The following is a 21,761-nucleotide window of genomic DNA, read 5'->3' on the forward strand; positions in this document are numbered from 1 at the left end:
GGAAAGAGTTTAGGGGGGCGTCACATGGAGAGCCGAATTGATCGTATAAAAAAACAGTTGCATAGTGCTAGTTACAAGCTGACGCCGCAGCGAGAAGCAACAGTTGCTGTCTTGCTTGAGCACGAAGAAGATCACCTAAGTGCTGAGGATGTATATCTTTTAGTAAAAGAAAAAGCACCAGAGATCGGTCTAGCTACTGTTTATAGAACGTTAGAATTATTAACTGAGCTCAAAATTGTCGACAAAATCAACTTTGGCGATGGCGTGTCGCGCTATGACCTACGCCAAGAGGGAGCTGCCCATTTCCACCATCATCTAGTTTGTATTGAATGTGGAGCTGTTGATGAAATTCAAGAAGATTTACTTGAAGATGTGGAAGCCGTTGTTGAAAAGCGTTGGAACTTTATCATAAAGGATCACCGACTAACTTTCCACGGCATATGCTGGCGCTGTCATGATAAAAACGACGAATCGAATGAAGAAAATTAACGAAAAGCTGTCTGTTTTAATCTCTGATATAGATTAAATCGGGCAGTTTTTTGTTTTTTTATGAAATAATAAAACCTTATTACCGTTGGTTTATGTCGAATGGAGGAGGCTTTAGCACATTTCTAATAGCCATGCTAAAATAGAAAATAATTGACAGTAAGGGGGCGTTGTGATGAATGAATTTCAATATGCAGTAGAGGATTATATCCATTTTATCCAAGTGGAACGGCAGTTATCTGTTAATACATTAGCATCCTATCGCCGAGATTTAGAAAGCTATGTAAATTTTTTGCAAAATGCAGAAGGTATGGCTGATTTTAATCGTGTAGAAAGAACGACCATACTACGACATTTAGAGCAACTACGTGCTCAAGGGAAGACAAGCCGTACGATTGCTCGCCATATTTCATCTATTCGTAGTTTCCACCAATTTTTACTCCGAGAAAAACGTGCGGAATCAGATCCAACGGTACATTTAGAAATGCCAACAATTGAGCAAAAATTACCGAATATTTTATCTATAGAAGAAATTGAAGCCTTATTGACTGCACCGAATCGAAGTAAACCACAAGGTATCCGTGATTTAGCGATGCTGGAATTATTATATGGCTCGGGTATGCGAATCAGTGAGCTTATTGCTTTAGACTTAGCAGATATTCATTTAACAATGGGTTTTGTTCGAGTGTTTGGGAAGGGTGGAAAAGAAAGAATCATTCCCCTTGGTAAAAGTGCATTATCAGCCATAAGCACCTATTTAAACAATGCTCGTGGTCAATTACAGGGAAAATATCCAAAAACTGAGGCGTTTTTTATTAATCAAAGAGGGAAACGTTTAACAAGACAAGGTTGTTGGAAATTAATGAAGGAGCATGCTTTAAAAGCTGGCATCCAACATGAGTTAACACCACATACATTGCGTCACTCTTTTGCTACTCATTTAGTCGAAAATGGGGCTGATTTACGTGCCGTACAAGAGATGCTTGGTCATGCAGATATTTCAACAACGCAAATATATACACATATTAGTAAAACAAGATTATCGGAAGTATATAAGCAATTTCATCCCCGTGCTTAAAAATTTCAGAAAATTTTTTTCGGTCGGATGTCTGACCTTTATTTTTCGCGTTTTTTTGGTAAAATAGAGTCATGAGATTGGAGGCAATAATAATGAATAAACCGTTTAACAAAATCCATGTAGTTGTAATGGACTCTGTAGGAATTGGTGAAGCGCCAGATGCTGCAAATTTTGGCGATGTAGGATCACATACATTAGGACACATCGCTGAAAAAATGAATGGGCTTACAATGCCGGTAATGGAGTCAATGGGTTTGGCAAATATTGAGCCGCTGCAAGGTATGCAAGCGACAAACGAGCCGCAAGCTTTCTATGGAAAAATGCAAGAAGCTTCAGTCGGAAAAGATACGATGACAGGACATTGGGAAATTATGGGATTAAACATTGATAAGCCTTTTAAAGTGTATCCTGATGGATTTCCAGCAGAGTTGATTGCTGAGCTAGAAAAACGTACGGGTCGTAAAGTACTCTGCAATCAACCAGCAAGTGGTACGCAGGTTATAGAAGACTTCGGTAAAGAGCATATGGAAACTGGAGCAATTATTGTCTATACTTCAGCTGATCCAGTTTTACAAATTGCTGCACACGAGGAAATCATACCATTAGATGAATTATATAAAATCTGTGAAATTGCACGTGAATTAACATTACAGCCTGAGTATTTAGTGGGTCGCGTAATCGCACGTCCATTTATAGGTACTCCAGGGGACTTCTCTCGTACTTCAAATCGACATGACTATGCGTTAAAGCCATTCGGTCGTACAACGATGAATGTATTGAAAGACGCAGGCTTAGATGTAATTGCAATTGGTAAAATCTCTGATATTTTCAACGGTGAAGGTGTCACAGATGCTGTACGTACTAAAAATAATACGGATGGAATGGACAAATTTGCTGAAGTTGTCCGCCGTGATTTCCATGGAATGAGCTTCTTAAACTTAGTAGACTTTGATGCTAATTTTGGACACCGCCGTGATCCTCTAGGCTACGGACAAGCTCTAGAAGAATTCGATGCACGACTACCAGAAATTATGAGTGCAATGTCAGAGGATGATTTATTAATTATTACAGCAGACCACGGGAATGATCCAACCTTCCATGGCACAGATCATACACGTGAATATGTACCGTTAATTGTCTATTCTCCACGTTTTAATGGTGGAGCTGAATTAGAGCTTCGTGAAACTTTTGCAGATATTGCAGCTACAGTGGCTGAGAACTTCCAAGTAGAGGCACCAGCATTCGGCAAAAGTTTCTTACAAGAATTGAAATAAGGGGGATTTTCGAATGAATATGGTGCAATTGTTTGAAAAGAAAAAACAAGGATTAGAGCTCTCACAAGCTGACATTCAGTATTTTGTAGATGGCTATACGACTGGTTCGATTCCTGATTATCAAGCAAGCTCACTCTTAATGGCGATTCGACTTTTAGGAATGTCTGATGATGAAACGTTTTATTTAACAAAAGCAATGATTGAATCAGGAGATGTCATTGATTTAACGTCTATTGATGGTTTTAAAATTGATAAACACTCAACAGGTGGCGTTGGAGATAAAGTAACACTTGTGGTCACACCTATTATTGCATCACTAGGAATTCCAGTAGCCAAGTTTAGTGGTAAAGGTCTAGGTATTACAGGTGGTACAATCGATAAATTAGAGTCAATCCAAGGCTTCAAAACAGAGCTTTCCTCACAGGAATTCATTGACAATGTCAATCGACATAAAATTGCAGTTGCTGGGCAAACAGGCAATCTTGTACCAGCCGACAAAAAGTTGTATGCATTAAGAGACGTGACAGGAACGGTCGATTCGATTCCATTAATTGCTGCATCCATTATGAGTAAAAAAATTGCTAGTGGTGCGGATGGCATTGTGTTAGATGTTAAATGTGGGTCAGGTGCGTTTATGAAAACGCAAGAAGAAGCTCAGCGATTAGCTGATACAATGACAGCTATTGGGGAAAAACTTGGGCGCAGAGTCGTTGCCCATATTAGTGATATGGATAATCCACTAGGTAAAATGATTGGCAATAAGCTTGAGGTATTGGAAGCCTATGCATTATTAAGTGGTCGTATGGAAGAAACACATGAGGATTTACTAGATGAATGTGTAGTCATTGCTTCTTTAATGTATCAAGTTGCCGCAGGTGTTGATGAAACGGATGCAACTGCCGCTGTTAAGCGCGTACTGGCAGATGGTTCTGCCGCTGCTAAATTTGAGGAATTTATTGTTGCGCAAGGTGGAGACGTATCTGATATCGTACAAAATGAAACGGCCCATAAAGTTTCAGTAACGGCAGTGACAGAGGGTACTGTGGAAACAATTAATGCCCTTTTAGTTGGTGAGGCTAGTGTTAGTCTAGGTGCTGGACGTTTAACAAAGGAATCCGCGCTGGATTACGATGCAGGCATTCAGCTGATTGCTAAAAAAGGTGATCGTGTAAAAAATGGGGATATCATTGCTTATTTATATTCCAATAACCAAATCGATCAAGATACGATTCATAAAATACAGCAAGCTTATACAATTGCATAACATTTTATTTGCGAGAGCTCTCACATACGAGGGTTCTCGCTTTTTTTGTCGTTCCACCATTAAACCTATGAAATGTTTACATTTTTGTAGAAATTTCATATTGAGATAACAGCAACTTGTTTAAAACACGTTCACTTATCCCATACTGCACTTAAACCTAAAAAGCTATAAGTATGTCGATTTGACACTATTTCAGAAGACTTTGCACTAGTTCTGTCAGCCGCAAGGATTCAGCGTATTAAATGTGGAATTGCACGAGGAGGAGGCGATGTTCATGCATTTTCAATTAGAAATGGTCACAAGAGAGACAGTCGTTATACGTTTATTTGGGGAGCTCGATCATCATGCAGTTGAGCAAATTCGAGCGAAAATTTCTGCAGCAATTTTCCAAGGCACTGTGACGACCATCATATGGAACTTAGAAGGGCTATCCTTTATGGATAGTTCGGGAGTAGGCTTGGTGCTTGGTCGTATGCGTGAGTTAGAAGCAGTTGCTGGGCGAACTATTTTATTGAATCCATCGCCAACCATGCGAAAAGTTTTTCAATTTTCAGGTTTAGGGCCTTGGATGATGGATGCAACAGAGGAACAAGCGATTGATCGCGTAAGGGGGATTGTAAATGGATAACGAAATGACATTAACTTTTTTAGCAATTAGTGAAAATGAAGCCTTAGCTCGTGTAGCAGTCACTGGCTTTATTGCTCAATTAGATCCAACTATTGATGAGCTATCTGAATTTAAAACAGTTGTCTCAGAAGCAGTTTCCAATGCCATTATTCATGGCTATGAAGAGGATGGCAAGGGTGTTGTTACTGTTCATGCTAAACGTGAAGATGACATTGTAACGGTGTCTGTGATGGATAAAGGGGTAGGAATTGAAGACGTGAGTCAAGCAATGGAGCCGTTATTTACAACAAAAAGTGTAATGGAGCGCTCGGGTATGGGCTTTACGATTATGGACAGTTTTTCTGATCAGCTAACAGTTATGTCCAAGTGGCGAGAAGGAACAACTGTAACATTTACGAAGAAATTTTACACAGTTCGCACAGCGGTAATGTGAGGGTATCATCGTGAAGCCGTTAGAACAGTCGTCCGAAAAGCTTTTGTCTCAGGAGGAAATGCGTGATTTAATAGCACGTGCACAGCAGGGCGATCATGAGGCTCGTAAACGAATGGTAGAAGGCAATACGAGGCTTGTGTGGTCCATTGTTCAACGTTTTACAACGAGAGGTGTTGAGCTCGAGGATTTATTCCAGATAGGCTGCATAGGACTCATGAAATCAGTAGATAAGTTCGATTTATCGTATGAAGTTAAATTTTCAACCTATGCAGTACCTATGATTATTGGTGAGATTCAACGCTTTTTAAGGGATGATGGCATGGTGAAGGTGAGTCGCTCTATTCGGGAGCTGAACTTTAAAATCCGACATGCTACAGACGAATTTATTAAAAAGAATGAACATCCGCCAACGATACAGGAGCTGGCTCAAGTACTTGGTGTGACAACCGAGGAGATCGTGACAGCATCAGATGCATTAAGAGATCCAGCATCTCTACATGAGCAATTGTATGAAAGTGAAGGAGATTCCATCACATTGATGGATCAAATGAAGGATGAAAAATCCGAGCAGCCATTTGATTATATCCCCCTTAAAGAAGTGCTTACAAGGCTTGAACCGAGAGAACAGTCTATCATTTATTTACGATATTTTTCAGATTGTACGCAAACAGAAATTGCAAATAGGTTAGGTATATCACAGGTACAAGTATCCCGTTTGGAGAAAAAAATTCTTGCTCAATTAAAAAGCTGGATGGCTACAAGCGCAACTGTAGAGCAAGAAGCAATAAAAAAAGACATCTAAGAAAATGGTGACAGCATGACAAATAAATTATTTAGCAACTTAGAAGCAGCCGAAGATTTTCTTAAGGAGCAATTTGGTGACGGCGAATCATTTGACGTTGGGATTAAGCATTTATTTGTCAAAGATTTGCCGGTTCTTTGCGCCTATATTAGTGGCCTTGTGGATGGAGAAGCCCTAACACAATTACTTTCGAGCATGCTCCCAGATGAGGATTATGAAATCGATGTGGAGGATGAGAAGGAGTATTTTGAGTCTTATTTTAACTTTCACGGACGTTCTGAGGAAACCGAGCGTAAAGCTTATTTATTAGCCATTTTAAGCGGGCAAGTGACCTTTATAACTAAAAGTGGCTATTGCTACGTTGCCGAGCTCAGAAACTATCCAGGACGTTCCCCTGAGGAGCCCGACAATGAAAAGGTAATACGTGGCTCAAGGGATGGTTTTACAGAAGGGATATCTCAAAATACGGCTTTAATTCGTAGGAGGATTCGCAATAGTAATTTACGTTTCGAGCTACATAAAATATCCAAAATCGGCCAAACCGACGTTGCCATAGCGTATATGAGGGATGTTGCCAATGAAGATATGCTCGAAAAATTACGACAGCGCCTTGACCAGATTAACCATGATGGTTTGACAATGGCTGATAAATCATTAGAAGAATGGCTGTTTAAGCAAAAATTCCATCCAGTTCCGTTTGTCCGTTACACGGAAAGGCCAGATATTGCGGCAGCGCATTTACTAGAAGGGCATATCGCCATAATGGTAGATACTTCACCGTCTGTTATTCTTGTGCCAATTACGATTTTCCATTTACTACAGCATGCGGAGGAATATAGACAGGCGCCACTAGTTGGTACATTTGTACGTTTTATGCGGTATTTCGGCGCCATTATGGGTTTACTTTTATTACCTTTGTGGTATGTATTTGCAACAAATGAATCATTGCTTCCAGATGCTCTTTCTTTTTTAGGGACTCAGGAGAAATCGCATGTACCCTTATTACTGCAAATACTTATTGCAGATATTGGTATTGAATTTTTGAGGATGGCCGCCATTCACACTCCGACACCACTGTCTACTGCGATGGGCTTGGTTGCGGGGGTAATTATTGGTCAAATTGCGATCGATGTGGGACTATTCTCAGCAGAGGTTGTGCTCTATACAGCGGTTGCAGCTATTCTCATCTTTATTATCCCGTCCTATGAGCTAAGTATCTCCATAAAAATATTTAGGCTGTTCTTATTAATTATGGTAGGTATTTGGGGCGTTAATGGTTTATTCATAGGCATATTCTTAGTGTTTACGTATTTATGTTCATTACGACCAATGCAGGCACCATATTTTTGGCCGCTTGTTCCATTCTTCCCAATGGCGATGCTACGTGTCCTTATTCGTTTCCCAATGACGGCAGATGCATTAAGACCTTATGTAGTCGCTTCCAAACAGCGAAAAAGATCATAGGAGCCGTTGCACTCGTTTTTTTCATGTGATAAAGTTCACATATAGTATTTTGTGATTTTTGCAAAAATTATTTTCATTCAGCAAAAAGGAGGTTTTATACATAGGCCTCTTGAAGCTGATTGTAATAAATTTTTGATGGGACTACTCTATTTCCAATGGTAGATCCTATCATATTTCTGTAAAAGTGACAGAATGGAACGAAGTGAAAAGGGAGAGATGCACATGCATTTATATGGAACACAAGCGATTTCTGAGAATGGTCATTTAACAATTGGACAGGTAGACACACTAGAGCTTGCCAAAGAGTACGGTACACCACTTTTTGTGTATGATACTGCACTTATTCGGAAGCGTGCTCGCAGCTTTATTGATACGTTTAAAAAACTAGGCGTAAAAGCAGAAGTAGCTTATGCTTCAAAGGCATTTGCATGTGTAGCTGTGTATCAATTAGCAGCAGAAGAAAACTTATCATTGGATGTTGTATCAGGTGGAGAATTATTTACAGCAATAAAAGCAGGTTTTCCAGCTGAGCGCATTCATTTCCATGGCAATAATAAAAGCATTGCAGAATTAGAGCTAGCTTTTGACTCCAAAATCGGTTGTATTGTTGTAGATAATTTCTATGAGATTCAGCTTTTAAAAGAAATATCTGAACGTCGCCAACAAAAAATGCGTATATTACTACGTGTTACACCAGGGGTTGAAGCACATACGCATGATTTCATTACGACAGGTCAAGCTGATTCGAAATTTGGTTTTGACTTAAACAATGGTCAAGCGGATGAGGCATTCCAACAAACATTTAACCATGAATTCTTAGAGCTATTAGGCTTACATTGTCACATTGGCTCACAAATTTTTGACACTGCTGGCTTTGGGTTAGCAGGAGAAAAATTGATTGACAAAATTTCTGATTGGAACAAGGCTCACGGATTTACATGTACTGTGTTAAACTTAGGTGGGGGCTTTGGTATTCGTTATACTGAAGAAGATGCACCGCTTGAACCACAAGTATATGTAGAGGACATGATTACAGTAGTGAAAAACAAAGCAACTGTACTTGGACTAAAAATGCCAGAAATTTGGATTGAACCAGGTCGATCACTTGTCGGTGATGCAGGAACATCTCTTTATACAATCGGATCACAAAAAACAGTACCAGATGTGCGAAAATATATTGCTGTTGATGGTGGGATGAGTGATAACATCCGCCCAGCATTATACGACGCTAAGTATGAGGCAATCATTGCAAGTAAAGTGAATGAGCCGAAAAATGAAATTTATACGGTTGCTGGTAAATTATGTGAATCTGGCGATAAATTAATTATTGATGCTAAGCTACAAGACGCAGCTTCAGGTGATATTTTAGCCATTTTCTGTACAGGCGCATATGGTTATTCTATGGCAAGTAACTATAACCGTGTTCCTAGACCTGCTGTTGTATTTGTAGAGAATGGACAGCATCAATTAGCTATTCGCCGCGAAAGTTATGAAGATATTGTGCAAAACGATCTCCCGCTAACTTTAAAAAAGGGTGAGTAAATTTGAGAAAGAATAAATGGGTATTACTAGCATCCATTTCAACTTTTATTGTGTTGTGGGGTATTGTCTATTGGGTGTTGGCGTCTAAAGGAATTCTCGGACCTGGTTCGTAAGACAGAAATTGGCTTGCGGTAAAAGTACAAATCGTGTAGGATAGTCAAAGATTATGTACAGCTAGAAAAAGAGGGAATAGACAAATATGTTAATTCGATATAAAAAAGCTTTAGAGAAAATAGCAATGGGGCTACTTTCGTTTATGCCGAACGAAAAAGACGTAAAAAAGCTTACCGAGACCATCCACTCCTATGAAAATGATGATAATTGGGTTTTATACTTATGGAAAAAAAATGATGAGTATGTTGGCATTGTTGGGCTTGTAACGGATGAGAATAATACTGCTACGATCCAACATGTATCTGTTGTGCCTTCCTATAGAGGCGAGGGTGTTGCGAAGGAAATGCTTCAGGAAATAGGAGAGCTAGGCCAATATGAAAATGTACGTGCGACAGATGAAACACGTCAATTAGTTCAAAAATGTATCAATTGCATTGATAAAAAAGCAGACGAGTAACATCGTCTGCACATACTGTAGACAAAAACCATCGAGAGTAAACTTGAAGTGACCCCTAAAAGTTAGACACGGTTATTTCATTTAGGCAGCTTGGGTAAACTGAGTTCGGTATTGTACCGGACTCAGTTTTAATTTTGCCTTAATTCGTTTCGTGTTGTAATACGTTATATAGTTTTCGAGCTCCAATTTAAAATGCTCAATACTTTCAAACTCCTTTAAATAAAGGAATTCCGATTTCAAAATCCCAAAGAAATTCTCCATCACCGAGTTGTCATAACAGTTGCCTTTACGTGACATACTTTGCACAATGCCTTTTGATGCAAGCGCGTGACGGTATTGCTTCATTTGATAATGCCAGCCTTGATCGGAATGCATCAGTAATTGGCGTTCCTCTGGTAACTTCTCTAATGCTCTCTCCAACATTTCTGAAACAAGTGAATACGTTGGTCGATGACCAATTGTGTAAGTAATAATTTCTCCGTTAAATAAGTCTAGAACAGGAGATAAATAGAGTTTTTCACCAAACAATTTAAACTCCGAAATATCTGTTACCCACTTTTCATTAGGGGCTTCAGCTGTAAAATTGCGGTCTAAAATATTCGGTGCGATTTTACCGACTGCCCCTTTATATGATTTATACTTTTTCATTCTGACTATGCACTTTAAATTAAGTGTTTTCATGATACGTTGTACCTTCTTATGATTCACTCTTCGTCCACGATTTGCGAGTTCATCACGAATGCGACGGTATCCGTAACGGCCTTCATGTTCGTTATAGATGGATTGAATTTCGGCCTTTAAGTCGGTATCTGGATCTGGACGATTCAGTTTCTTCACTAAGTCATAATATGTACTACGTGGAATCTGTGCGAATGCGACAAGTGCCTTCACCAAGTATTTATGCCTTAATTCATAGATGACCTTTACTTTGTCTTCTTTGGTGATGTTTCCTTGGCTTGAACTAAGGCGTTCAACTTTTTTAAATACTCGTTTTCCATTTCAAGCTGCTTGATACGATCTTGAAGTGCTTCCGGTGAGCCTTCTACTGGTGTTTGTTGTGGTTGTTTATTGGTTTCTTTTTTCATGGATGGATGCCCCTTTTTCTTTGATTGAAGGGCATCGAATCCTTTTGTTTCAAACTGTTTTCGCCAATGAATAATGGACGATGGAGCTGCTATACCAAAGATAGCTGCTGTTTCTATTAAGGACGTACCGTGTTCAATCATGTAGTTTAGTACGTCTAGTTTAAACTGTGCTGTATAGTTTGTATACGATTTTATAAACGCTTTTACACCGTTATACTCATATTGTTTAGCCCAAATAAGAATTGCCTTATTATCTGTCCCGATCGATTTAGCAATTTCATGTGAACTTTCTTTGCCTTCTAAGTATCGTAAAGCTGCTTGTAATTTTTCCTCTGCAGTATATTTAGCCATTAAAAAAACTGCACCTCCAATTGTTAGATGTGTCTAACAATTGGGGTGCAGTTCAACTTATCGATGGTTTTTGTGTTCTATATGTGGACAATTATTAATTAACCACGTTCATTCATTCAATACCCAGCTATTATTGGTTAGCATCGCCAAAGTTTAGTTGAACGGAACAAAAGCCTGTGACACCTGCGGGAAAAGCGAAGAAATTGAGTTCCTGGTCAGTAGGGACCCTAGGGAAGCAATGAAATCAGCTCATCTCCACAAGCCGAAAGTGTCTGCCCATAGTGGAAATTAACGTCTGCTTTTTCTTTGTTTGCTTTCTTGTCGCTCTGCAAGTATATGTGAGCGATCCCTTAGCATATGCTTATGAAGAAGATAGTTTGAGTTACTAGGTGGCATAATTTGTATACGCGCTAGTGCTAATTCCAGCAACTTGGGTGAAAGGGGGAGCTGGAATGCATGGAAGGACTTGCCTGCTTGGATCCCGGCGAGACTATTTTTAATTTCTGTCAGGAGTTGATAATAACTAATTTCATGGAAAAAGATATGACCTTCATTTTGTTGAAAATTATGAAGTGCTTTTTCTAAAATTCGTATAGCGCCAGTATCATTACCACGCCGCCAATGGTATAAGCCTGTTGCGAGCTGTACATAGCCAGCCAATGGGTGCATTTTATCACCAGGCGCGATTTCCTTCCAATATTCCTCAAGCACTTCATGGCATTCAAAAAAATCCTGATTGCCATTAAAATAAGCGCAGTAATCGATAAATAAAGTATGATGCTGTGGATGCATTTTGAACTCCTTTCCACTATACTATAAGAACATAGAATCTCAGGGTGGTAAAATAATGTCTTATGAAGTAAAATTAGATGCCTTTTCAGGGCCTCTTGATCTATTATTGCATTTAATTCACAGGTTGGAAATTGATATCTATGATATCCCAATGGCCGAAATCACACAACAATATATCGACCATATACATGCCATGCAAGTATTGGAGTTAAATGAAGCAAGTGAATATCTAGTAATGGCCGCAACACTGCTGGCGATTAAAAGCCGAATGCTATTACCTATTCATGAGGGTGAAATGGAAGATGCCGAATTGGAAGTAGATGGCCCTGACCCACGTGAGGAACTGGTACAGCGGTTAATCGAGTATAAGAAATACAAGGAAGCCGCTAGCAATCTGCAAGAGCTTGAAACAGATCGAGCGCAAGTATTTACAAGGCCGCCAGCTGATTTAACTGGTTTAGCATCAGATGAACAAATGGCTTTGTTTGATTTGAATGTGAATATTTATGATATGCTTGGAGCATTTCAAAAATTGATGCGTCGAAAGAAATTAAAGAAGCCTCTAAAAACGACGGTAACGAGGCAAGAACGGTCAGTGAAGGATCAAATGCGTTCGGTTGTAGATACTTTACGATCAACAGGTGGACGTGCATCATTTTTCGAGCTTTTTCCCTATGAAGATAAGCCGACTCTTATTTTGACATTTGTATCCCTTCTTGAATTGATGAAACGTCAGGTCGTCATCGTAGAGCAAGATGGTAACTTTGAAGAATTAATGGTTACCCTACAGAAGGAGGAATGGGAAGATGACGAAAACATCGATGTTACAAAGTAGAATTGAAGCCTTATTGTTCGTTGTCGGTGATGATGGCTTAACAATTAAACAACTTTCTCAGCTGTTAGGAGAACAAGATGAGGTTATTATACAGGCAATGGATGCCTTGCGAAAAGTCTATGATGAAGATTTAGCTAGAGGAATAACTGTGAAAGAAATGGCAGGCGTTTTCCAGCTTATTACAAAATCCGATTTAGCAGATACTATTCAAAGATTAGTAGAAAACCCAACAGCACAATCATTATCCCAAGCATCTCTTGAGGTATTAGCAATTGTAGCTTATAAACAGCCAATTACTAGGGTAGCTATAGAAGATTTAAGAGGAGTTAAATGTGAAAGACCCATTCAGACTTTAGTGTCTAGAGGATTGATAAAAGAGGTAGGACGTTCAGAGGGAACTGGTCGTGCTATCCTATATGGAACAACTAAAGAATTTTTACACTATTTTGGTTTAAACAGTGTAGAGGAAATGCCACCTCTGCCAGATGAAGAGCTTGCAGAAAATGAACAAGAAACCGATTTATTTATGACTAAATTCCAAGAAGCTTTTAATGGTGCAAAGTAATGTATAGGAATAGAGCATAACGACCAACATAAATATAAATCTATACTTTCCTATCATATTGAATAAGGAGTGGCTCGTTGCTTCGGTTATTTCGATTAATAATGTTGATGATCATTGTGTTAATGGTAATACTTCCGCAAACAAGCTTTGCGAGAGGTGGAAGTGGCTACGCGGTTTTAGATGGAGATACAGGTCGCGTGTTAATAGGTTCAAATAGTAATGAACGGCTACCAATTGCTAGCTTAACGAAGATTTGGACGGCCCTTGTGGCCATCGAAAATAGTGATTTGCAAGAGGAAGTTGTCATTTCACCTAAGGCTGCCATGGCTGAAGGGAGTTCCATCTATTTGCAGGCAGGCGAAACGGTAACCGTAGAAACGTTATTATATGGTTTAATGCTGCGATCAGGCAATGATGCTGCGACAGCTTTAGCAGAGCATGTAGGTGGTTCTGTAGAAGGCTTTGTCAAATTAATGAATGAAAGAGCTGTTATTGCGGGTCTTACCAATACGGTTTTTATGAACCCCTCTGGCTTACATCATGAAGAGCATTTATCTTCTGCAAGGGATACGGCCGAGATGCTGAGAGTTGCCTTGCAAAATAAAACATTTGAAAAAATCGCTTCAACGGTTCTTTATCGAGCGAATACGGTGAACGGAATGCTATGGGAAAATAAGCATCGACTATTAAGAGAAGGCTCAGGAGTGGCTGCAGAAATTGATGATGAGACAGAGCAGCCTGTGAGTTCTTTAAAATCTGCTACTGGAGTTGCTTATGCAGGTAAAACAGGTTTTACAAAGGTAGCTGGTCGTACGCTTGCAACAGCCTTTCAAAAGGACGGGCAAACCTGCATAGTTGTCACGTTAAATGTATCGGATGATTGGAATGTTCATCGAAGCTTTTCCAATCAAGTGTGGACAGATTATGATCTTGAAACAGTGGTAAAGAAGGGCAAATACAACGTAAATAAAAAGTTGGCTATTCGATTAGAAGAGCCAGTTCGCCTGCAGTTAAATAAAGAGGAAAAAGCGCAAGTGCGGCAAGTTTTACATGTTTCAAGAAAGCGTCAGGAAGCTGTCTTGTCCATCTTTCTAGGCGAAGAACGTATTTATGCAGTACCAGTAAAAGTTGAATCAGCGGATCGTTGAAAAAACGATTTGCTGATTTTTTTGTTCTACAAAAATTCCCTCTAAAACGGAGTGCAAACAGAAAATATAAACATTTTTTAAAACGATTTGCTTTTTGGTAAAAAGAGTATACTACTAGCATGGTACAAGGAAAATTCTATTCCTAATATTGAACAATGCGCTAATGAAAAAGTATTACGAATACTCCAACAATGAATGTGAAATTTGTTTTTCTTTAATATTACGCTAAAGTATGACATAATTTTCACAGATTAGCGGGAAAATTAACCCTATTCAATTGAACGAGAAATCGATTTTCGACGAAATTGTTAATGTGAAAGAAAACTAGAGGTGAAGAAATGGAAAGATTACAGAAAGTCATTGCCTATGCGGGGATTGCTTCAAGGCGAAAAGCAGAGCAATTGATACTAGAAGGTAAAGTTAAGGTGAACGGTAAAGTTATCCGTGAATTAGGAACAAAGGTGTCTAACTCAGATACAATTGAAGTGGAAGGCGTAAAGCTTGAAAAAGAAGATAAAGTTTATTTCTTACTGTATAAACCACGCGGAACAATTTCGGCCGTGACTGATGATAAAGGACGCAAAACTGTCACAGATTTATTTCATCATATTCCGCAACGTATTTTCCCAGTTGGTCGTCTTGATTATGATACATCTGGATTATTGCTATTAACAAATGATGGAGAATTTTCCTATATGTTGACGCATCCGAAATTTAAAATTGACAAAACGTATATCGCTCGTGTCAAAGGTATTCCAACAATTGAAGGTCTGAAAAAGCTTCAACGTGGTATTAAATTAGAGGATGGCAAGACTGCACCTGCCAAAGTAAGTATGACGTCCTTTGACGAAAAAGCTGGCAAGGCAATTTGCGAAATTACAATTCATGAAGGCCGTAATCGCCAAGTTCGACGTATGTTTGAAGCAATTGGTACACCTGTTGTCAAATTAAAACGTGAACGATTTGCCTTTTTAGATTTATTTGGCCTTGCTCCAGGTGAATTCCGTGAATTGTCGAAGCATGAAGTCAAGCAATTGCGCGTGTTAGCAGAAACAGGGAAACTGGATTAAATAATTTGCCAGAAGAAAGTGATAGTACCTTGAACGGTAATAAAAACTATATTCACTTTCTTTTTGGTGAAATCGTTCATAAATCATTCATAATTAATAGCTAAGTGTTTTTGTATCATTTTGCTATAATAGGTGAGAATAGTACACCTAGTTACATTTTAGCCTGAAGAGCTTAGCACATCGGTGACGTACAATTTTCATAGATGTTTTTACATACGTAAAGACGTTTATAAAATGAAAAAGTTCTATGCTAAAGTCTTTATAATGTAAAAAGCTTCATGTCTACAATGTTTACGCAAAGTCGTAAATGATAGGGGGTTTATTAACTTGGAGAAAAAGAAAAAGCGTCTCGTACTACGGACTGTCATTTTAGCAGTATTAGCCTTGGCAATCGGGTACACGGTATATGGAACAGCAACAAAGGAAAAAGTAGAGTTAGTAGCAGTTGGCTCAGAAGCACCTGACTTCACGTTAGTAGATTTAAACGGTGAAAAACATAAATTGTCGGATTATAAAGGACAAGGGGTATTTTTAAATTTCTGGGGAACTTGGTGTAAGCCATGCGAAAAGGAAATGCCTGCGATGGACAGACAGTATCAAATATTTAAAGATCAAGGTGTACAAACTTTAGCGGTCAATATCGCTCAAACAGATTTTGAAGTACAGAATTTTGTCGATCGATATAAATTGTCTTTCCCAGTAGTCATTGATAAAACAAAAAGTGTTATGACTGCCTATAACGTAGGTCAATTACCTGCTACGGTGTTAATTGATCCAGAAGGAAAAGTGGTAAAAATTATTACTGGTGAAATGACAGATGCAAATATTGCTTCGTACATGGAATTAGTGAAGCCGAAATAAGGAGTAAATGACGATGGAAAAAATCATTTGTGCTTGTGGTCATAGTAATCCTTACGGCACGAAGCTCTGTGAGAAATGTGGTCGTCCTTTAACGGAAGAAGAGAAGCAAAATAAAGTTGTCGATATGCGCTATGATGGTACTGCCATTCGTTCTAAGACTTATAATAAATCGATTGTCGACAAAATTTGGAATTTCTTCTCGAGTGTTAAAGTTGGTATATCTTTAATTATTATCACATTGATTGCTGCTTCAATTGGAACATTACTACCACAAGAGTTTTACGTAAAAGCCTCTGATATGGAGAAAGGCGCTTATTACGCTGACGTATATGGTACGTTTGGTAAAATTTATTACACGCTAGGACTCTCAGATTTATATAGTTCATGGTGGTTCCAAATTTTAGTTGGCATGTTAGCTGTGTCAATTATTGTAGCGAGTCTGGACCGAGGCATCCCGCTCTATAAATCTCTAAAGAATCAACGTGTTAAAAGACATGAAAGCTTTATGAAGCGTCAACGCATTTTTGGTGAGGGTCAAATAACGGCTGACGCCGAGGAAACGCTTGATAAAGTGGCTCAAAAGATGACTGAAATGAGATACTCTGTCCGTCGAGATGGTAGCGCTCTCTTAGCTGAAAAAGGTCGCTTTTCTCGTTACGGTCCGTACATAAACCATGTTGGTCTCATTATCTTCATAAGTGGGGTTATGTTACGTCTTGTACCAGGCTTCTATGTGGATGAGTCGATATGGGTCCGCGAGGGAGAAACACGTGCTATTACTGGCATGGACGGTTATTTCATTGAAAACAGAGATTTTGTTTTAGAAACTCATGATAATGAACCCCAAGGAGAGCAAGTAAAGCAAAATGTTAATGTTGTTGCAAAAAACTTCCAAACTGACATTACGCTTTACAAACAGCCTAAAGATGCAATCCCGGGTGATACGGAAAATCTGGAAAAAGTTAAAGATTATTCGATTCGTGTCAATCACCCATTAAAAGAAGATGGCTACGCTCTTTATCAAATGGATTATCGTCTGAATGAATTAAAGCAAATGAATTTTGAATTAATTAATAAGGCGAGTGAAAAATCACTTGGTAAAGTGGAAATTGATTTAACAAATCCTAAAAAAGAATATGATTTAGGTAATGGGTCTTCCGTGCAAATTCTAGTTTATACACCAGATTTTGATGGCTTTGAAAATGGAGAACCCCAAACAAAAACATCAATTCCAAATAATCCAGCATTTTTATTTAAAATGACTACGCCAGAAACACCAGAAGGCGAAGTAAGTTTTGTGGAAATTATGCAGCCACCACTAGAACCGCTAGGTGAAAATCAATACAGAATGAAATTTGCTGCAGCAGAGATGCGTGATATGTCTGGTATTACGGTCCGTAAAGATAGTACAATTCCTATCTTATTTGTTGGTGGAGTTATCTTTATGCTTGGTGTCGTAATTGGATCATACTGGAATCACCGTCGTTTATGGCTTCAAGTTGAGCCGGATGGCCGTGTTTTAATGGCTGCCCATGTTAATAAAAATATGTTCAGCATGAAAAAGGATTTAGATGCTGTTACAGCATTTGCTGCATTGCCTCCATACAAAGATCAGTTAGAGAAAGAAGAGGCTGGCGAAGAGTCCACGGATGGTGGCATTAAAGAAAAGGAAGGTGACAACACCTTATGAGTTTGATTGACATAAGTGGAAACCTGTTATTTGTAGCTTTTATTGCTTATTTAGTTGCGACGTTATTATTTGGTGGTTCCATTAAGCAAGCGAATGCTACGGGTAAAAACACTGGTAAATGGGGTAAACTTGCCATTGTCGTAACAATTATTGGATTTGTATCACAGCTTGCCTACTTTATTACACGATGGATTTATACTGGACATGCGCCAGTAAGTAATATGTTTGAATTTACAACTGCCTTTGGTATGTTCATTGTTGGTTCGTTTATTTTAATTTACTTTATTTATCGTTTATCTGCACTTGGATTAGTAGCATTACCAGTAGCACTTTTAATTATCGCTTATGCTTCAATGTTCCCGAAAGAAGTAAGTCCATTAGTGCCCTCATTACAAAGCCATTGGTTAACAATTCACGTGATTACAGCGGCATTAGGGCAATCTATTTTAGCGATCAGTGCTGTGGCTGGACTTATTTACTTATTAAAGGTTGTAGATTTAACGAAGCCTTCTAAACAACGATTTTGGTTAGAAGCCGTTATGTACTGTCTTGTAGTAGTTGTTGGGTTTGTCGCTGTGACATCTACATTCAGTGCAATGGATTATGAATCTAGCTACAATTACGTGGATAAAGAAGGAACAACGCGTAAAATTATTTACAATTTACCACCAGTTTTCGGTATGAATGAGTATGAGGCGGTTGAAGAGCATGGCATGTCACCAATAGTAGAAATGCCAGCATTAATTAATGCGAAGAAATTAACAACTGTCTTTTGGTCTTTATTAGTAGGGTCTGTATTGTATTTATTAATTCGCTTAATTGCACGTCGTCGAATAAGTGCTATTTTCCAACCACTTGTGAAGCGTGTTAATTTACAATTACTAGATGAAATTGGCTATCGTTCAGTGTTAATTGGTTTCCCTGTATTCTCCCTAGGCGCTTTAATCTTTGCGATGATTTGGGCGCAAATTGCTTGGAGTCGTTTCTGGGGTTGGGATCCTAAGGAAGTATGGGCTCTTATTACATGGTTATTCTATGCGGCATTCCTACATTTACGTTTATCAAAAGGCTGGGAAGGTCAAAAATCTGCTTGGTTAGCATTAATTGGTTTCGGTATTATATTATTTAACCTAATTGCTGTTAACTTAATTCTTGCAGGTTTACACTCCTACGCATAACCTGTGAAACAACAAGCCTTTTCGCTCTAGCGAAGAGGCTTTCTTTTCTTTTCAATATGTGTCGCACCATGTACAATAGAAGTTAGAGAAAGATTGGAAGAGAGGGATCGTGAAAGTGTCAGAAAATATTTCAGTATTAGTAGTAGATGACGAGGATCGAATTCGCCGCTTATTAAAAATGTATCTGGAGCGAGAAGGATACCTTGTTGACGAGGCAGAAAATGGTGAACAAGCGATCGAAAAATCTTTAGAAAAAGAATATCACTGTATTTTACTTGATATTATGATGCCTGAAAAAGATGGGCTAGAAGTGTGTGCAGAAATTCGTGAACGCGCTGCAACTCCTATTATTTTATTAACTGCTAAAGGCGAGGAAGCTAATCGTGTTCAAGGCTTCGAACTAGGAGCAGATGATTATATTGTAAAACCATTTAGTCCTCGTGAGGTAGTGTTACGTGTGAAGGCCATTTTACGTCGTTCACAGGCATTCTCACCAACGACAAATGCATCCTCTTCAAAAGATTTAGTGGTGTTCCAGCATTTGATGATCGATCATGATGCACACCGTGTAACGGCAGAGGGCATTGAGGTGAATTTAACACCAAAAGAGTATGAATTACTTTACTTCTTAGCGAAATCGCCAGACAAAGTATTTGACCGTGAACAACTACTAAAAGAGGTTTGGCATTACGATTTCTTTGGTGATTTACGTACAGTTGACACACACGTAAAGCGTTTACGTGAAAAACTCAACCGTGTTTCTGAAAACGCTGCTAAAATGATTGTGACGGTTTGGGGCGTTGGTTACAAATTTGAGGTTGTCAATGAATAGAATATGGAATAGTGTTGTCGGGAAGCTATGGGTAACCATATTGCTTCTCGTTTCATTTGTATTATTTGTTTTCACGGTATTAATGCTGGAATTTCTTCAAAACTACCATATGCAGCAAGCGGAAATATCTTTACGTCAAACCGCTGCCACTGTGGCAAGTATAGTGGATGACAATGAAACAGCTGAATCGACTTCGGAATTATTAAAAGATATTTTACCTAAAGGCACCAACGCACTAATCGCAATCAGCCATGTAGAGGTATCCTTTGCTATGCAAGAGGGACTCAATAAAAAGGAAATTCAAGATACTATTTTGGCAAATAAATCTTTCCGTGAAGTTTTTCAATCAGATGAACCAATTACTAAAGAAATGATGATGCCCTCCTCTACAGATCAAGAGAAAATGGAATCTTACGTTGTGCTTGGTTTCCCATTAAATGTAGAGAATGCTGTACATGGAGCAGTTTTCATCTATCAAAGCCCCGATGCCCTACATAAAACGTCCAAGGAAACGACGAAAATTGTCTTTTTGGCAGCTTTCATAGCATTTGTCTTGACTACATTTTTTGCGTTCTTCTTGTCTTCACGTATTACTTCACCACTTAGAAAAATGCGTGAGCTGGCATTTGAAATTGCAAAAGGGAATTTTGAAGCGAAAATGCCTACGACTCAAAATGATGAAATTGGACAGCTGGCAGTTGCTTTCAATCAAATGGGTCGTCAATTAAAGCATAATTTAGAGGTCATCAATCAAGAGAATGAACAGCTATCCAATATTTTGACATCCATGACAGATGCAGTGATCACATTTAATCGCGACCGTACAATATTATTAAGTAATCCACCAGCGGAACGTCTGATGCAAAAATGGTTTGTAAACAAAGGCTCACAAAGTGCTAAGCCAATACCGCCAGAGCTGTATCATATGCTGGACCATGTACTAATGTTTGAGGATAAGCTAGAAGAGGAAATTGAAATGGATGGTAATTACTATACGTTTACAATTAGTCCTCTTTATAGTGGAGAAATCATTCGTGGTGCAGTCGCTGTTATTCGTGATATGACTGAACAACACCGCCTAGAAAAACTTCGATCCGATTTTATTGCGAACGTCTCTCATGAATTGCGGACTCCAATCGCCATGCTTCAAGGCTATTCTGAAGCATTGATGGATGATGATTTTATTCAAGATCAGGAAGAACGTAATGAAATAACTAAAATTATTTATGATGAATCCAAACGAATGGGTCGCCTTGTCACGGATTTATTAGATTTAGCACGCATGGAATCGGGACATATGACGCTCTATAAAGATGAATTACCAATTAATTCTACATTCGAACGTATTACTCACAAATTTGCACAGGTTGCAAAAGAAAAGCATATTCGTCTACTATTTGATAGTGAATTTAATGACGATGCGATGATTAATATAGATGAGGATCGCATTGAGCAAGTACTCACAAATTTAGTCGACAATGCACTAAGACATACGGACGAGGGATCTGTCACAGTAAAAGTGGAGCAGGAGCCAACATTCGCTAAAATTTCTGTTCAAGATACAGGACATGGCATTCCTCAAGATGATTTACCTTATGTCTTTGAACGCTTTTATAAAGCAGATAAGGCACGTACTCGATCTAAGGGGGGTACGGGACTTGGCTTAGCCATTGCACGAAATATTATAAAGGCACACTCAGGAAATATTATGGTAGATAGTGTGCTTAAGGAAGGTACTACCTTCACATTTTATTTACCATTCGATTAATAACATGGTTTGTTATTAGTTGACTGTAACTTCTGCGAATGTAA

At 38.7% G+C, this 21,761-nt stretch carries 21 protein-coding genes; 19 read left to right on the forward strand and 2 right to left on the reverse strand.

What is annotated here, in order from left to right; translation table 11 throughout:
* The first annotated feature begins 24 nt into the window (after positions 1–24).
* The 10 genes from fur to MKY88_RS06255 all read left to right on the forward strand — a co-directional run bounded on the left by fur (position 25) and on the right by MKY88_RS06255 (position 9,542).
* Positions 25–489: a ferric iron uptake transcriptional regulator gene (fur, locus tag MKY88_RS06210; protein ID WP_008174639.1), complete on the forward strand. Its 465-nt coding sequence runs from the start codon at positions 25–27 to the stop codon at positions 487–489.
* 172 nt (positions 490–661) lie between these two features.
* Positions 662–1,564 (forward strand): site-specific tyrosine recombinase XerD, encoded by a 903-nt coding sequence (gene xerD, locus MKY88_RS06215; protein WP_258268040.1) that lies wholly within the window; start codon positions 662–664, stop codon positions 1,562–1,564.
* A 92-nt stretch (positions 1,565–1,656) separates the two neighbouring features.
* On the forward strand, positions 1,657–2,838 hold the full coding sequence (gene deoB, locus MKY88_RS06220) for a phosphopentomutase (RefSeq protein ID WP_328205378.1): 1,182 nt from the start codon (positions 1,657–1,659) through the stop codon (positions 2,836–2,838).
* A gap of 13 nt (positions 2,839–2,851) precedes the next feature.
* Positions 2,852–4,102, forward strand: coding sequence for a thymidine phosphorylase (locus MKY88_RS06225; protein ID WP_069480459.1), 1,251 nt, complete (start codon positions 2,852–2,854; stop codon positions 4,100–4,102).
* Positions 4,103–4,376: 274 nt separating this feature from the next.
* Positions 4,377–4,730 (forward strand): anti-sigma F factor antagonist, encoded by a 354-nt coding sequence (gene spoIIAA / locus MKY88_RS06230; protein ID WP_025114066.1) that lies wholly within the window; start codon positions 4,377–4,379, stop codon positions 4,728–4,730.
* Positions 4,723–5,163, forward strand: a complete 441-nt coding sequence (gene spoIIAB, locus MKY88_RS06235; protein WP_069480460.1) for an anti-sigma F factor — start codon at positions 4,723–4,725, stop codon at positions 5,161–5,163. The genes spoIIAA and spoIIAB overlap by 8 nt, the downstream gene beginning before the upstream one ends.
* 58 nt (positions 5,164–5,221) lie before the next feature.
* Entirely contained in the window at positions 5,222–5,965 is a 744-nt protein-coding gene (gene sigF, locus MKY88_RS06240; RefSeq protein ID WP_372428013.1) for an RNA polymerase sporulation sigma factor SigF, read from the forward strand.
* 15 nt (positions 5,966–5,980) lie between these two features.
* Positions 5,981–7,429, forward strand: coding sequence for a spore germination protein (locus MKY88_RS06245; RefSeq protein WP_328205375.1), 1,449 nt, complete (start codon positions 5,981–5,983; stop codon positions 7,427–7,429).
* Positions 7,430–7,651: 222 nt separating this feature from the next.
* A complete protein-coding gene (gene lysA / locus MKY88_RS06250; protein WP_193831256.1) occupies positions 7,652–8,971 on the forward strand; it encodes a diaminopimelate decarboxylase in 1,320 nt (439 codons plus the stop codon).
* Between the two features lie 199 nt (positions 8,972–9,170).
* On the forward strand, positions 9,171–9,542 hold the full coding sequence (locus tag MKY88_RS06255) for a GNAT family N-acetyltransferase (protein WP_008174622.1): 372 nt from the start codon (positions 9,171–9,173) through the stop codon (positions 9,540–9,542).
* Between the two features lie 81 nt (positions 9,543–9,623).
* On the opposite strand, the gene MKY88_RS06260 is transcribed toward MKY88_RS06255, so the two are convergent.
* Both MKY88_RS06260 and MKY88_RS06265 read right to left on the reverse strand, forming a co-directional pair.
* Positions 9,624–10,978 (reverse strand): IS3 family transposase gene (locus MKY88_RS06260; protein WP_156314004.1). Its coding sequence is split into 2 segments (ribosomal slippage): positions 9,624–10,525 and positions 10,525–10,978, totalling 1,356 coding nucleotides; the frame shifts between segments, so codons are not numbered across the junction.
* Between the two features lie 288 nt (positions 10,979–11,266).
* A complete protein-coding gene (locus tag MKY88_RS06265) occupies positions 11,267–11,770 on the reverse strand; it encodes a DUF309 domain-containing protein (RefSeq protein ID WP_069480463.1) in 504 nt (167 codons plus the stop codon).
* A 55-nt stretch (positions 11,771–11,825) separates the two neighbouring features.
* Here MKY88_RS06265 and MKY88_RS06270 point away from each other — a divergent pair, with 55 nt between their 5' ends.
* The 9 genes from MKY88_RS06270 to MKY88_RS06310 all read left to right on the forward strand — a co-directional run bounded on the left by MKY88_RS06270 (position 11,826) and on the right by MKY88_RS06310 (position 21,717).
* Positions 11,826–12,605 (forward strand): segregation/condensation protein A, encoded by a 780-nt coding sequence (locus MKY88_RS06270; RefSeq protein WP_069480464.1) that lies wholly within the window; start codon positions 11,826–11,828, stop codon positions 12,603–12,605.
* Positions 12,577–13,170, forward strand: a complete 594-nt coding sequence (gene scpB, locus MKY88_RS06275) for an SMC-Scp complex subunit ScpB (protein ID WP_328202830.1) — start codon at positions 12,577–12,579, stop codon at positions 13,168–13,170. The genes MKY88_RS06270 and scpB overlap by 29 nt, the downstream gene beginning before the upstream one ends.
* A 101-nt stretch (positions 13,171–13,271) precedes the next feature.
* Positions 13,272–14,318, forward strand: a complete 1,047-nt coding sequence (locus MKY88_RS06280) for a D-alanyl-D-alanine carboxypeptidase family protein (RefSeq protein WP_419182581.1) — start codon at positions 13,272–13,274, stop codon at positions 14,316–14,318.
* A 338-nt stretch (positions 14,319–14,656) separates the two neighbouring features.
* Entirely contained in the window at positions 14,657–15,388 is a 732-nt protein-coding gene (locus MKY88_RS06285) for a pseudouridine synthase (protein ID WP_008174614.1), read from the forward strand.
* 327 nt (positions 15,389–15,715) lie between these two features.
* Complete coding sequence (gene resA, locus MKY88_RS06290) at positions 15,716–16,249, forward strand: thiol-disulfide oxidoreductase ResA (RefSeq protein WP_069480468.1); 534 nt, start codon at positions 15,716–15,718, stop codon at positions 16,247–16,249.
* Positions 16,250–16,262: 13 nt separating this feature from the next.
* Positions 16,263–17,939, forward strand: coding sequence for a cytochrome c biogenesis protein ResB (gene resB, locus MKY88_RS06295; RefSeq protein ID WP_328202823.1), 1,677 nt, complete (start codon positions 16,263–16,265; stop codon positions 17,937–17,939).
* A complete protein-coding gene (gene ccsB, locus MKY88_RS06300) occupies positions 17,936–19,117 on the forward strand; it encodes a c-type cytochrome biogenesis protein CcsB (RefSeq protein ID WP_328202820.1) in 1,182 nt (393 codons plus the stop codon). Before resB ends, ccsB begins: the two co-directional genes overlap by 4 nt.
* Positions 19,118–19,232: 115 nt before the next feature.
* Positions 19,233–19,949, forward strand: a complete 717-nt coding sequence (locus MKY88_RS06305; RefSeq protein WP_004232215.1) for a response regulator transcription factor — start codon at positions 19,233–19,235, stop codon at positions 19,947–19,949.
* The gene (locus MKY88_RS06310) at positions 19,942–21,717 is read left to right on the forward strand and encodes an ATP-binding protein (protein ID WP_069480470.1); all 1,776 of its coding nucleotides are present in this window, start codon (positions 19,942–19,944) and stop codon (positions 21,715–21,717) included. The genes MKY88_RS06305 and MKY88_RS06310 overlap by 8 nt, the downstream gene beginning before the upstream one ends.
* Positions 21,718–21,761 lie beyond the last annotated feature (44 nt).

The organism is Lysinibacillus sp. FSL R7-0073 (assembly GCF_038009065.1).
Taxonomy (GTDB): domain Bacteria; phylum Bacillota; class Bacilli; order Bacillales_A; family Planococcaceae; genus Lysinibacillus; species Lysinibacillus fusiformis.